This window comes from Arthrobacter humicola (assembly GCF_039531445.1).
In the GTDB taxonomy this organism is placed as follows: Bacteria; Actinomycetota; Actinomycetes; order Actinomycetales; family Micrococcaceae; genus Arthrobacter; species Arthrobacter humicola.
In genome coordinates this window covers 110,384-123,735 of sequence record NZ_BAAAQB010000035.1, presented here as the reverse complement: position 1 = coordinate 123,735, position 13,352 = coordinate 110,384, and the positions used below count along the sequence as shown (strand labels likewise).

Sequence of the window (13,352 nt, the reverse complement as noted above, 5' to 3'; positions counted from 1 at the left end):
CGCAGCCACGCCCGGTACTTCCGCTCGATCTCCTCGTCCCCGGGGAACGGCGCTTCCTGGTCCACCGGGATCGTGTTGACGTAGTCCGTGGTGGTCACCATCGGAACACCCACACTCTGCGCCCCGGCCCGCTGAAGCAGGCTCCGCATGATGTACTGGGCACGCTCGGTGCCCTGTTCCTGAATCAGCGTATCCAAGGACTCCAGCCACTCGGCGGTCTCTTCCGGATCACGATCAGGCAGCTGGTTTGTCAACCCGCTGAGGATATGGGAGGTATCTTCTCCTGCAGCCACGTCCAACCTCTCTTTGAGCGCATCCATCGGCACCCTCAGCTCCGGGCAGGGTGACTGCCTGGCGTGAACGCGACGTGTGCGACATATCGGTTACAACAGCCCGGTCGTATGCGCCGGGCAAGGTCCAATCACGGTACGCCTGCCTGTGTCATCAGTGGGGCGGTTGCCCGCACAGGCGTAGTCGTCATCAGCCACTCTAGCCGTGCGCGTTGACGGATGCGTAGCCGCCGCATGGACCCCCCGACGTATTTCACGGGCATACTGGTTGTGTGACCGCGGGCTGCCCGTCAGCCTTCGGATCGCCCTGTGTGACGCAGAATATGGCGGATCGCGGGGCCAACAGCTTGAAGCGAAGGCTCAAAGGGTGTTGGCTTGGAGTAATGGAAATCACTAGTGCCATTGAAGACATGAAGCAATTCACAAAGCATAGGAGCAACACGTGAGCGAGGCCGACGCCGCCACTTCGGTAAATGTGGCGGAGAAACTGGGTTTCAAAGACGGGGACCTGATTCAGGAATTCGGTTATGACGACGACGTCGACTTCGACTTGCGTGACGACATCGAAGATCTCACGGGCTCGGAACTCCTCGATGAGGACGATCACGAAGTGGTCGATGCCGCCATCCTGTGGTGGCGGGCCGGTGACGGCGACCTCGTTGACACCCTGGTCGATTCGCTGACCACCCTCACCGAGGGCGGCGTCGTGTGGGTCCTGACCCCCAAGTCCGGGCGGGTCGGCTACGTTTCGCCCGCCGACATCCAGGACGCCGCGCCCACTGCGGGACTCCACTACACCACCTCGGCCGGCGTCTCCAAGGACTGGAGCGCCACCCGGCTGGTCACGCGGAAGAACAAGTGACCCAAGCGGTCCAGAACGACGCCGCCCGGCCGGCCGGCGCCGTTACCCCTGTTCCCGGTGGGGTGCCGGCCGTCGGCGATCCCGCACCGGACTTTGAGCTTGCCAATCAGTTCGGAGAGCCGGTCCGCCTCTCCGACTTCCGGGGCCGCAACGTCGTCGTGGTCTTCTATCCGTTCGCTTTCTCCGGCATCTGCACCGGTGAACTGTGTGAAATCCGGGACAACCTCGCGCTGTTCGAGGATGCCGACGCCGCAGTGCTGGCTGTTTCGGTGGATAGCAAGTTCGCCCAGCGGGCCTACGCCGAAAAAGAAGGCTACGGTTTCGACCTTCTCGCCGACTTCTGGCCGCACGGCGCCGTGGCCTCGGCCTACGGCGTGTTCGACCCCGAAAGCGGCATGGCACTGCGAGGCACCTTCATCATCGACGCCGCGGGCGTTGTCCGCTACGTCGTCGTCAATCCCCGCGGCCAGGCCCGGGACCTTGCCGAATACCGGGCCGCCCTGGCGGGGCTCGGCGGGAGCTGATCCGGTGAGGCAGCGGCGCCCCGGGATCGGCATGACTGGTTTTGCCAGCCTCCCGCCGGTCACGGCCGCCGGCACCTCGGCCGAACTCCAGCGGGACGAGCTCGAGGTCCTGCAGGACATCCACGGTCTTCTCGCCGGGGGCCGGTTCGCCGTGCTGACCGGCGCCGGCCTGAGCACCGATTCCGGCATCCCGGACTACCGGGGCCCCGGCGCTGCCCCGAGGGCGCCCATGACCTACCAGGAATTCATCGGCGAGGCGGCGAACCGGCAGCGCTACTGGGCCCGCAATCACATCGGCTGGTCGCACCTTCGCCGCGCGGACCCCAACGACGGACATGCCGCCGTCGCCCGGCTGGAGCACCGCGGACTGCTCACTGGACTCATCACCCAGAACGTCGACCGTCTCCACGAAGACGCCGGCAGCGTCAACGTCGTGGACCTGCACGGCCGCTTCGACCAGGTGGTGTGCCTCGACTGCCTCCGGCGGTACACCCGCCGGCTCCTGGCCGGGGTCCTCGAGGAACTCAACCCGGGATTCCTGGAACGTGCCCACGCCGCCGGGGTGATTGAAATGGCCCCCGATGCCGATGCCACGGTCGAGGACTCCGGGCTGATCGAATCCTTCGTCGTTGCCCGCTGTCCCGCCTGCGGGGGCACCTTGAAGCCGGACTTCGTCTACTTCGGTGAAAACGTGCCCAAAGACCGGGTGGAGCGCTCCTACGCCATGGTCGACGCGGCCCGGGCGCTCCTGGTGGCAGGCTCGTCCCTGACCGTCATGAGCGGCCTGCGATTTGTCCGGCACGCCGCCAAACAGGGCAAAGCCGTCGTCATCATCAACCGGGGAGCCACCCGCGGCGATGACCTCGCCACCATCAAGCTCGACGCAGGCGTCAGCGGGGCCCTGAGCTGGCTTGCCGCCGAGCTGCCCCCGCTCTAGGAAGGGGTCGGACCGATTGGCGCTTGGCCGCTGGCATCCTGTACAGTAGCTGTTCGTTGGTTGAAACGCTGAGGCGCGGATACCGCGGTTTGGGTCTTTAGCTCAGCTGGTAGAGCGCCACGTTTACACCGTGGATGTCATCGGTTCGATCCCGGTAGGACCCACCACAGAAAACCCCGTCATGCCGGACCAGATGGTCGGCAATGGCGGGGTTTTGTAGTTCACGGCCCCCGTCGGGCCTCCACATTCCGTCCGGGCGCCGAAAATGTCCGGGCTCCCCCCTAGTGTGACGGGCATGGAGCACGTGATGGTGAAAACAGGCCCGGACGGGCGGCCCCAGGCCGTGCTGCGCGGAGGCAGGGAATGGTTGATCGGGGCCGAACCGGTCCGCTGGTTTGAGCGGGTCAACTGGTGGGAGGCGGAGCGCCGCATGCCGAAGGGACTGAGCCGGGTGGACGTCGAGGTCTGGCAGATCCAGGCACGGCTTGGCCGCAACCGGCAATCGGCCCTCACCACCATGGAAATCGTCCGGGACGGACTCGGCGGCGGCTGGCGGCTGCGGGAGGCGGTCGCGGACGCCGCATAGGCGGGCGCCCCTAACCCGGGCACTGGAAAACCCGGGCATTGGAAAAGCCTTCCACCGCGACTATTGGGGGATGCCGCGGTGGAAGGCTTGTTATGAATATACCGTGAACATTTGGAAATGTGAAACGCGCGGGCGGGATTCCGGCCGGGAGAAATACCCCAGTCGATGGCCTAATCCGGGCCCGGAGTGGCCGGGATGTCGGCGCGGAGCCGCCGCGTACCCGCGGAGACCTAGGATGTGTTCATGACCGCCACGACTGCCCGCCGCATAGCCCGAGTCCGCCCGCTTTCCCCTGTTGCCGAGGACGAGCATTTCTTTATCGCCAACGACGCTGCGGACTTCTACAGCGACACCGGCAAGGTCTGGACGGTGACCGGGACCCCCTTCCCGGGCTCTCCGGCCAACGCCGGCAGCCGGCCCCGCAGCGGGTGGGACATCGGCGCGACGGTCCATGAAGGGGAATTCACCTTCCTCGCGCCAAGCATCCCGGCCAACGTCCTGGGCATGGCGCACAACACCGGCCGCGCCGGCCGTGACCTGCCGCCGCAGGCCTTCCACAAGGCGGCGACCAGCGTGGTGGGTCCGGGCGACGCCATCGAACTCAGGCCCGGAGTGGGCCGTGTCGAACCGGAAGCGGAGCTGGCAATCGTCGTCGGGAGCAGGGCCCGGGGGCTGACACCCGGCAACGCGAGGACCGCGGTTCTGGGGTACACCATCGGAAACGACGTCTCGGCCAGGGACCTGCAGCAATCCGACGAGCTGTGGGTCAGCGCCAAGAGCCAGGACACGTTCACGCCTGCCGGTCCCTGGATCGTCACGGATCTGACAGGTGATGACCTCGAGATCGGCATCAGGCACAACGGCGTGGAGCTCAAGGCGGCCAGCTCTGCCGATCTCGGCTGGAAGGTGGAAGAAATCCTCGCCTACATCACCTCCTTCATGACGCTGCACCCGGGGGACCTGGTGCTCACGGGCTTCCCGGCCGAGGCCGCCCCGATCGTCCCCGGCGATACTGTCAGCTGCCACATTGCCGGCGTCGGCGAACTGACGAATCCCGTGGCGGCCCGCCAGACATTATGATGGTTACTGTTCAGCTGACTGGACGGCATTCGAATGAGTGGCGCGGCGACTGCGCGCGATACCTGAAGGAGAATCATGGCCGATTCCCGAGTTTCCCGAACCTCCGACGGATTGGGGAGCGCATCACCGGCACCGGCCGTCACCCGCGCCGCCGCCGTGCTGGAGGCCCTGGCCGCATCTGCGACCGGGCGACTCACGCTGAGCGATCTGGCCAGGGAGCTGGGAATCCCGAAGTCCTCAACGTCCAATCTGCTGCTCGCCCTCGAGGAGGCCAGGCTGATCAACCGCCAGGGCGCGGAATTCACGCTCGGACGCAAACTGGTGGAGCTGGGTGCGGCCTACCTCAGCCGCCTGGATGAGGTGCAGGAGTTCTACCGGTTCTGCGAACAGGCCCCGACGCTTTCGGGGGAGACCGTCCGCATTGCCATGCTTGACGGAACAAACGTCATCTACCTGGCCCGCTATGAAGGCCACCCTGCGGTCCGCCTGACGTCCAACATCGGGGACAAGATGCCGGTGTCCCTCTGTGCCGTGGGCAAGGCCCTGATAGCGCGCCTGCACGACCACGACGTCGACGAGATGTTCCCGGACGACGCCGAACTGCCGGTCCTGACGCCGAAATCGCTGCGTACGGGGGCCGAGCTCAAGGCCCAGCTCGCCGTGATCCGGGAGCAGGGCTACGCCTTTGAAGACGAGGAGTCCACCACCGGCGTCGTGTGCCTGGCCGTGGCCGTCCCGACGCGCGGTGCGCACGGCCCCAGCCTGGGCCTCTCGGTCACCGCGCTGAAGGCGACCTACTCGGAAGAGCAGGGCGCCATGATGGTGAAGGAACTCAAGGACCTCGCCCGGTCCCTCGGAAATCCCATGGGCTAACCCGCCCGCACGGGGTTCCGCAGGGCCGGCAGGAATAAATCCGATTACTCATTGGCTAGCCGATCACCATGCTGTACGCTGTTCAGCATGGTGATCGACTCTTCGGGAGTTGCTCACATCCCACCAGGCCAACGGGGGTCTGGAGTGTTCTTGAGGGAGTGCTTGTGACAACTAGTACTAATACACCGCTCGCTGAAGCGGACGGCGCCGTCGTCGATCCGGACCAGCTGCGACGGGCAACGCTTGCCAGCTCCGTGGGTTCCGCCCTGGAGTACTACGACTTCTACATCTACGGCCTGGCCTCGGCCCTGATCTTCGGCCCGCTCTTCTTCAAGCCGCTCGGCGACGACGGGGCCCTGATCGCATCGTTCGCCACCTATGGCGTCGGTTTCGCGGCCCGGCCGTTTGGCGGCATGGTCTTCGGGTATATCGGGGACCGGTTCGGCCGCAAGATGGTCCTCATCCTCACGATCGCCCTGATGGGGTCCGCCAGCTTTGCCATCGGCCTGCTGCCGACCTACGAGCAGGCAGGCATGCTGGGCGCCGTCCTCCTGGTGACGCTGCGCATCCTCCAGGGGCTGGGCGCCGGCGCCGAACAGGCCGGCGCCACCACGTTGATTTCCGAGGTCGCACCCCGCCGCCGTCGCGGCTTTTTCGCCTCGCTCCCGTTCGTGGGTATCCAGCTGGGCACCCTGCTCGGCGCCGGGACGTTTGCGCTCATTGCCATGGCGGACAAAGCCGTCCTGGAAGGCTGGCTGTGGCGCGTGCCCTTCCTGGCCAGCGCCCTTCTGATCGTGGTGGCCATCTTCATCCGGCTGCGGTTGAAGGAAACGCCGGTCTTCCAGGAACTGGAAAAACACAAGAATGTGGTGAAGAACCCCATCGGCCAGCTCTGGAAGCACTCCAAGAAGAATGTGCTGATCGGCATCGGCTTGCGGATGGGGGAGAACGGGAATTCCTCGATCTACTCCGCCCTGCTCATCGCGTTCCTGGCGTCCAAAGACGGCGTGTTCCCGGGAGACAAGTTCATCGGCCCGGTGGGCCTGCTCATCGCCGCCGGCTTCGCCGCCGTCATGGTGATCACGTTCGGTGCGCTGTCCGACCGGTTCGGCCGCGTGCCCGTCTACCGCTACGGCGCGCTGTTCCAGGCCGCCATCGCGCTGCCCGCGTTCTACCTCGTGACCCTGGGCAATGTCACCCTCGTGTGGATTGTGATGGTGGTGGGCATCGCGCTCGGTGTCCAGTCCATGCTCGGCCCGCAGTGCCCGATGCTGCCGGAACTCTTCGGCTCGCAGTACCGCTTCACGGGCGTGGCCATGAGCCGTGAACTCTCCGCCGTGCTGGCCGGCGGACTCGTTCCGCTCGTGGGCGCCGCGCTGCTGGCCGCCACCGATCACTCCTGGCTCGTGCTCGCCGTCTACTCGCTGGTGCTGGCGCTGATCTCCTTCATCACCACGTTCTTCACGCCGGAAACCGTGGGACGCGACCTCCTGCTGATCGAGGATGCGCGCTAGGCGCACGCGCCCTCATCAGCACGCAGTCCTCAGGACGCCAGGCCGAGGCCCCTTCCAATCCGGGAAGGGGCCGCGGCCGTTTCTGCGACACGGCACGTGCCGCGCGACGCGCAAAATGCCCTGCGCTACCGGGATACCCGCGTCGATGGGCAATCTGCGCGTCGCCGAGCAGGATGCCGCGTCGACGGGCCATATTCGCATCGCAGAGCAGGACGTCGGTCACCGCGGCGGCCGTGCACCAACGCAAAGGGCGGCCCCTCCGTTTCCGGAGAGGCCGCCCCTTGCGATACGCGGGTCTGGCTCTAGTAGAAGTGCACCGTGTCCACGAGGTGGGGGAGTTCGCCGCCGTCGAGGTGGGTGCGCAGGTTGCTGCAGAAGCGCTCGGCGATGAGCCGGTTCTCGGCTGCGCTGAGGGCCGAGGTGTGCGGGGACACCATCACCTTGGGGTGGGTCCACAGCGGGCTGTCCTGCGGGAGCGGCTCCACGGCAAACACGTCGAGGCAGGCATAGGAGACCTGGCCGTTGCCGAGCGCCTCGAGGAGCGCCTCTTCGTCAACCACGGTGCCGCGGCCCACGTTGACGAAGACCGTGCCGGGCTTCATGGCCGCGAAGGCGTCCCGGCCAAAGAGCTTCTCCGTGTACGGCGTGCCGGGAAGGGTGTTGACCACGGCGTCGGCCGTGCTCAGGAGGCCGGCGAGGCCGTCGTTGTCCGTGACCTGCTCGATGCCGTCGATCTTCTCCACGGTCCGCTTGGTCCCGCTGACGCGCATGCCCAGGGCGCGGGCGATCCGCGCCGTCTCGAGCCCGATCTCGCCCAGTCCGGTGACCACGAGGCGGGAGCCGTTGACCAGTCGCGTGGGGGTGCGGAGCTCGGGCCAGAGCTTGGCCGCCTGGTCCTGCGCCAGTTCCGCGCTCCGCTTGAAACCGTTGAGGATGCCGAGCGCGGCGAACTCGGCCAGCGGTAGGGCGTGGACCCCGGCGGAGGTGGTGACCTTGAACTTCTGCAGCGTCGCGGCGTCCAGGCCCGATGCCTTCACGGCGCCGCCGGCCCCGGCCGCCATGGCATGGATCCACTCCAGGCGGGAATTGCTGCCGGCGATCCTGGCAAGGCCTGCCGGGCTCTCGTTGGGGAACCCGTACAGGACCTCGGCCTTGTTGAGCATGTCCCAGTAGCGCTCCTCCTGCTCCGGCGTCCGGCGGAAGTCCGGGTCGCCCGAGTGGTCCGCGGGAAAGCGTTCCGGCGGCAAGAGGTCGGGTTCGTAGAGGACGGTCACGGAAGGATCTACGGCGCGGATGCGTTCCACAAGCTCTGCTTCGAGCGGGACGGCGATTGCGACGGTGGTTTTGGTCGTCATAGTGTTCATCATACTGAATGGAGGCTAGGATACTGAACAGATTTCGAAGATTAACCACGACGGAGTGAGGAAATATGGAACTGGACCGAAAGGAAGCCGGGTTTGTCGGCCTCGGGCTGATGGGTGCTCCGATGGCCGCGAACCTCCTCAAGGCGGGCTGGGACGTCAGCGCCTGGAACCGCTCACCTGCGGCACTGGACGCATTCGAGGCACTCGGCGGCTCCCGCGTGGCCCGCGTGGACGAACTCCGCGACATGCCGGTCATCATCTTCATGCTTCCGGACCTGTCCTACATCGAGGACTCGGCCGGCGCCCTCCTGGCGGGCTGGGCTGCCGAACCGCCCGCCGCCGGAACCGTCGTCGTCGTCATGAGCAGCGTCTCCCCGTCAGCGGTCAAGGAATTCGGCGCCCGGGTCGCCGGGGCCAGCGGAGGCCGCGCCGTCGTCGTCGATGCTCCAGTCAGCGGCGGCACCAAAGGTGCCGTTGACGGAACCCTCGCCATCATGGCAGGCGCCAGCGAGGACGACTTCCGGCGGCTCCGGCCACTCTTTGACGCGATGGGCGGCACCGTGCGGCGCTTGGGGCCGCTGGGCTCCGGCTCGCTCGCCAAGGCGTGCAACCAGCTGATTGTGGGAACCACGACGGCGGCGCTCGCCGAGGCAGCGGAGCTCGCCGAACGCTCCGGCATGGACGTGCACGCCCTGTACGAGGTGCTCGCCGGCGGCCTGGCCGGCAGCCGGGTACTCGAGATCGTGGGACCCCGGCTTGCTGCGAAGGACTATGAGCCCACCGGACCCGCCAAATTCATGCACAAGGATCTGTCCTTCGTGCTCGAAAGCGCCGCCGCCGCCGGCGCCGCAGCACCGATGGCGGCCTCCGGCGTGAAGCTCTACGCGGAGCTCAAGCGCCAGGGCCTGGGGGACCGGGACCTCGCCGTTGTGCGGCAAGCCATCGCCAACCTCGGCGACGCCACACGTGGCAACACCAGCGACAACACCAGCAACAACCCGGCAGCAAAGACCAATTGAGGATCAGCGAACCATGAGTGGACTATTTGACCTGACAGGCCGGACCGCACTGGTCACCGGCTCCAGCCGAGGGATCGGCAATGCGCTGGCCCGTGCCCTGGCCGACGCCGGCGCCACGGTGGTGCTCAACGGCATCAACACCGAACGGCTCAAGGACGCCGAGGCGGCGATGGCCGCGGACTACCCGCCGGGGCGGGTGCACAGTTGCGCGTTCGACGTCACCAGCGACGCCGAGGCCGCCCGGGGCGTCGCCTGGGTGGAAGAGAACGTCGGGCCGCTGGAGATCCTGGTGAACAACGCCGGCATCCAGCACCGCGTCCCCATGCTCGACCTCGACGTCGCCGACTGGGAGCGGGTCATCTCCACTGACCTGACCAGCGCCTTCCTGGTCGGGCGTGAGGCCGCCCGGCACATGATCCCGCGCGGCCGGGGCAAGATCATCAACATCTGTTCGGTCCAGACCGAGCTCGCCCGGCCCACCATCGCCCCGTACATTGCGGCCAAGGGCGGGCTGCGGAACCTGACCCGGGCCATGACCGCGGAATGGGCCGGGTCCGGACTGCAGATCAACGGGATCGCGCCCGGCTACATCCACACCGAAATGACCCAGAACCTGGTGGACGACGAGGCCTTCAACGCCTGGATCCTGGGCCGCACCCCGGCGCACCGGTGGGGGACCGTGCAGGACCTGGCCGGACCCGCGGTGTGGCTGGCGTCCGAGGGCTCCAACTTCGTGAACGGCCAGACCATCTTTATCGACGGCGGAATGACGGTGGTGGTCTGATGCGCGGCGCAGCAGAACTCCCGGCCACGGCCGCCGCCGTGGTGGCCCACGCGGCAGGCGATCTCCGGATGGAGGACATTCCCGTGTCCGAGCCGGCACCCGATGAAGCCGTCGTCGAAGTGGCCTTCGGCGGTATCTGCGGCTCCGACCTGCACTACTGGCTGCACGGCGCCGCGGGGGAGTCCGTCCTGAAGACACCGCTGGTGCTCGGGCACGAGATTTCCGGGACCGTGGTCCGCGCCGCGGCGGACGGATCAGGCCCCGCCGCCGGCACCGCCGTCGCGGTGCATCCGGCCACCCCCGGTCCGGGTGCGGCGCGCTATCCGGCGGACCGGCCGAATCTCTCCCCGGGCTGCACGTACCTCGGCAGCGCCGCACGCTTTCCGCACACCGACGGCGCGTTCAGCCGGTATGTGAACCTGCCGGTGCGGATGCTCCGGGCGCTGCCGGAGAGCATTGGCCTGCGCACGGCGGCGCTGATCGAGCCTGCCAGCGTCGCCTGGCACGCCGTCTCCCGCGCCGGTGATGTGGCCGGAAAGACGGCACTCGTGATTGGCAGCGGACCCATCGGGGCCCTGGCGGTCGCCGTCCTCAAACGCGCCGGCGCAGGCCGGATCGTCGCCGTCGACATGCACGCCAAACCGCTGGAAATCGCCGCGGCCGTGGGAGCGGATGCGGTCCTCAAGGGCGACGACGCCGGCGCGATCGCCGCCGTCGAGGCCGACGTCGTCATCGAGTCCTCGGGCAGCCACCACGGCCTCGCCTCGGCCATCCAGGGCGCAACCCGCGGCGGCCGCGTCGTGATGGTCGGCCTGCTGCCTACCGGCCCCCAGCCGGTCCTGATCTCGCTGGCCATCACGCGCGAGCTGGAGCTGGTGGGCTCGTTCCGCTTCAACGACGAAATCGATCAGGTCATCGGCGCACTCGCCGACGGATCGCTGGCGGTGGACCCGGTGGTCACGCACACGTTCACGCTGGACCGCGGAATGGAAGCGTTCGAGGTGGCCAGGAACTCCTCAGCTTCAGGCAAGGTCCTGCTGGACTTCCGGCCGTCCCCGGCGTGAGGGGCGCCGCGATGGTTTCCACAGCGGACGCCGTGCCGGCGATCCTAGGTGCGTTGGGGCTCCTGGGATCGCCGCCTCAGTGGCGCTCAACGGGTACAAACACCCGCGGCTGGTTCTTCCAGCTCGGCTCCATCTCCGCGATCGTCTCCCGCATGATCCGGTCCGAGGCCTCGCGCGCCGCGGCGGTGTCCCCGGCCGCGATGGCCTCGGCGACGTCCACATGCCACTGCAACGCAGTCTCCCGCGGGTGGTCCGGCATCAGGCCGTGGACGGTGCGGCCGGTCAGGGTTTCGGTCACCTGGCCCACCATGTTGGCGAACATCTCGTTGCCGGAGCCGGTCAGTAACAGCGAATGGAACAGGATGTCCAGCTCCAGGAACCGGGGCACGTCCCCGGCCTGCCCGGCGTCGCGCATCGCGTGGGAGATCTCTACGAGTTCCTGGCGGAGTTCCTGGGGGGCGTTGGCTGCTGCGAGCTCGGCAGCCACGGGCTCGACGGCGGTACGGAGCTCGGCCAGGGAGCGCAGCTGCGCGCCGCGGCCCTCGCCGGCCAGGCGCCAGCGGATCACGAGCGGATCGAACGGGTTCCACCGGCTGGAGGGCAGGACCCGGATGCCGACGCGCTTGATGGTCTCCACCAAGCCCAGGGACTGGAGGACCCGGACCGCCTCGCGGACCACCGAGCGGGAAACCTTGAGTTCCTCCTCAAGGTGCTCGGCAAGCATGACGTGCCCGGGCGGAAGCTCGCCCGCTACAATCCGGGTCCCGAGGTGCTCAATGGCACGATGGTGGAGGCTGGTTGACATAGTCGTAAGCATAATGCCGCGGGCCTCATCCAGGCCGGGCGGCGGGGCGGGTGCCGGGGATCATAGACTGTTTGTGACGCGCAGTGTTCCGCTACGTGGGCGCTGCTTTCCCGCAACCCGCGGAAATACATATGGTTTATAGACAGCCACTGAACCTCAAGCGCGGGTTCCGCCCCATGCGGCACGACCTGCCCGAGTCCTACATGAACGTCGTACCGGAATCGCCGTACGGACGTGGTGTACAGAAATGAATTGGAGTTTTGATGTCAGCACACATCGGTGTCACCGGCCTCGCGGTGATGGGGGCCAACCTCGCACGCAACCTGGCCCGGAACGGCTTCACCGTTGCCCTGCACAACCGGTCCGTGGAAAAGACGGACGCGCTGCTCGCCAAGCACGGTGACGAGGGCGACTTCGTCCGCACCGAAACGCTGCAGGAACTGGTGGACTCCCTGGAGAAGCCGCGCCGCGTCCTGATCATGGTCAAGGCCGGCAAGCCGGTGGACTCCGTGATCGAACAGCTCGAACCGCTGCTGGAACCCGGCGACATCATCATCGACGCCGGCAACTCGCACTACGAGGACACCCGCCGCCGCGAAGCCGCCCTGGCCAAGAAAGACCTGCACTTCGTCGGCATCGGCGTCTCCGGCGGTGAAGAGGGCGCCCTGAACGGCCCCTCGATCATGCCGGGCGGTTCCAAGGAGTCCTACGACGCCCTCGGCCCGCTGCTGGAAAAGATCGCCGCGCACGTCGACGGCCAGCCCTGCTGCGCCTGGATCGGCACCGACGGCGCCGGCCACTTCGTCAAGATGGTCCACAACGGAATCGAATACGCCGACATGCAGGTCATCGGCGAGGCCTTCGACCTGCTGCGCTCGGGCGCCGGAATCGAACCGGCCGACCAGGCCAAGATCTTCGAAGAGTGGAACAAGGGCGACCTCGCCTCCTTCCTGATCGAAATCTCCGCCGAGGTCCTCGGCCACGTCGACGCCAAGACCGGCAAGCCGTTCGTCGACGTCGTGGTGGATGCCGCCGGCCAGAAGGGCACCGGCCGCTGGACCGTCATCTCCGCGCTCGAGCTCGGTTCCCCGACCTCGGGCATCGCCGAGTCCGTGTTCGCCCGGGCCCTGTCATCCCAGGCCGAACAGCGCAAGCTGGCCCAGGAACTGCTGGCCGGCGGCGAGGCCGCCGTCGAGGTCCCCGAGAGCTTTGTCGAGGACGTCCGCCAGGCGCTCTACGCCTCCAAGCTGGTCTCCTACGCGCAGGGGCTGGACATGCTCACGTCCGCCGCCAAGGAATACGGCTGGGACCTGAAGCTGGACGAAATCGCCTCGCTGTGGCGCGGCGGCTGCATCATCCGTGCCGAACTGCTCAAGGAGATCACGAAGGCCTACGCCGCGGCGGAGAAGCCGGCCAACCTGCTCTTCGCCCCGGCCTTCACCAAGGCGATCGCCGACGTCCTCCCGGCCTGGCGCCGCGTGGTGTCCACCGCGGTCCAGCTCGGCATCCCGGTGCCGGTGTTCTCCTCCTCGCTGGCCTACTACGACGGCCTGCGCCGCAAGCGCCTGCCAGCCGCCGTCATCCAGGGCCAGCGCGACCTCTTCGGCGCGCACACCTACGGCCGCGTCGATGCAGAAGGCACGTTCCACA

General features: G+C 67.4%; 13 protein-coding genes, 1 tRNA gene and 1 pseudogene. 12 read left to right on the top strand and 3 right to left on the bottom strand.

Features of this window, described 5'->3' with window-relative positions; genetic code table 11:
- Positions 1-320 (bottom strand): annotated as a pseudogene (locus ABD243_RS13060) (pyruvate dehydrogenase (acetyl-transferring), homodimeric type); the annotation flags it as partial.
- Between the two features lie 412 nt (positions 321-732).
- Between ABD243_RS13060 and ABD243_RS13055 the strand changes: the two are divergent.
- From ABD243_RS13055 to ABD243_RS13020, 8 genes are all read left to right on the top strand, one after another.
- On the top strand, positions 733-1,152 hold the full coding sequence (locus tag ABD243_RS13055; protein ID WP_091256835.1) for a DUF3052 domain-containing protein: 420 nt from the start codon (positions 733-735) through the stop codon (positions 1,150-1,152).
- A 62-nt stretch (positions 1,153-1,214) separates the two neighbouring features.
- Positions 1,215-1,676 (top strand): peroxiredoxin, encoded by a 462-nt coding sequence (locus ABD243_RS13050; protein WP_116768666.1) that lies wholly within the window; start codon positions 1,215-1,217, stop codon positions 1,674-1,676.
- A 31-nt stretch (positions 1,677-1,707) separates the two neighbouring features.
- Positions 1,708-2,613 carry an NAD-dependent protein deacetylase gene (locus ABD243_RS13045; RefSeq protein ID WP_425547197.1) on the top strand — a complete coding sequence of 302 codons (906 nt, stop codon included), beginning with the start codon at positions 1,708-1,710 and terminating at the stop codon, positions 2,611-2,613.
- A 91-nt stretch (positions 2,614-2,704) separates the two neighbouring features.
- Positions 2,705-2,780 (top strand) — tRNA-Val (locus tag ABD243_RS13040).
- A 140-nt stretch (positions 2,781-2,920) separates the two neighbouring features.
- On the top strand, positions 2,921-3,199 hold the full coding sequence (locus tag ABD243_RS13035) for a hypothetical protein (protein ID WP_091256832.1): 279 nt from the start codon (positions 2,921-2,923) through the stop codon (positions 3,197-3,199).
- A 243-nt stretch (positions 3,200-3,442) separates the two neighbouring features.
- Positions 3,443-4,279, top strand: coding sequence for a fumarylacetoacetate hydrolase family protein (locus ABD243_RS13030; RefSeq protein ID WP_344366384.1), 837 nt, complete (start codon positions 3,443-3,445; stop codon positions 4,277-4,279).
- Between the two features lie 75 nt (positions 4,280-4,354).
- Positions 4,355-5,152 (top strand): IclR family transcriptional regulator, encoded by a 798-nt coding sequence (locus tag ABD243_RS13025; RefSeq protein ID WP_344366380.1) that lies wholly within the window; start codon positions 4,355-4,357, stop codon positions 5,150-5,152.
- Between the two features lie 164 nt (positions 5,153-5,316).
- Positions 5,317-6,666, top strand: coding sequence for an MFS transporter (locus ABD243_RS13020; RefSeq protein ID WP_344366377.1), 1,350 nt, complete (start codon positions 5,317-5,319; stop codon positions 6,664-6,666).
- Between the two features lie 302 nt (positions 6,667-6,968).
- On the opposite strand, the gene ABD243_RS13015 is transcribed toward ABD243_RS13020, so the two are convergent.
- The gene (locus ABD243_RS13015) at positions 6,969-8,033 is read right to left on the bottom strand and encodes a D-2-hydroxyacid dehydrogenase (RefSeq protein WP_344366374.1); all 1,065 of its coding nucleotides are present in this window, start codon (positions 8,031-8,033) and stop codon (positions 6,969-6,971) included.
- Positions 8,034-8,095: 62 nt separating this feature from the next.
- Here ABD243_RS13015 and ABD243_RS13010 point away from each other — a divergent pair, with 62 nt between their 5' ends.
- From ABD243_RS13010 to ABD243_RS13000, 3 genes are read left to right on the top strand one after another with little or no spacing between them, the layout of a single operon-like run.
- Positions 8,096-9,049, top strand: coding sequence for an NAD(P)-dependent oxidoreductase (locus ABD243_RS13010; protein ID WP_344366372.1), 954 nt, complete (start codon positions 8,096-8,098; stop codon positions 9,047-9,049).
- Positions 9,050-9,062: 13 nt separating this feature from the next.
- A complete protein-coding gene (locus ABD243_RS13005) occupies positions 9,063-9,833 on the top strand; it encodes an SDR family oxidoreductase (RefSeq protein WP_344366369.1) in 771 nt (256 codons plus the stop codon).
- Positions 9,833-10,897, top strand: a complete 1,065-nt coding sequence (locus ABD243_RS13000; RefSeq protein ID WP_344366366.1) for an L-idonate 5-dehydrogenase — start codon at positions 9,833-9,835, stop codon at positions 10,895-10,897. Before ABD243_RS13005 ends, ABD243_RS13000 begins: the two co-directional genes overlap by 1 nt.
- Before the next feature lie 76 nt (positions 10,898-10,973).
- On the opposite strand, the gene ABD243_RS12995 is transcribed toward ABD243_RS13000, so the two are convergent.
- Positions 10,974-11,702, bottom strand: a complete 729-nt coding sequence (locus ABD243_RS12995; RefSeq protein ID WP_091256819.1) for a FadR/GntR family transcriptional regulator — start codon at positions 11,700-11,702, stop codon at positions 10,974-10,976.
- Between the two features lie 263 nt (positions 11,703-11,965).
- Between ABD243_RS12995 and gndA the strand changes: the two genes are divergently transcribed.
- Positions 11,966-13,352 (top strand): NADP-dependent phosphogluconate dehydrogenase (gene gndA, locus ABD243_RS12990; protein ID WP_344366359.1); only part of this gene is annotated, 1,387 nt, incomplete at its 3' end.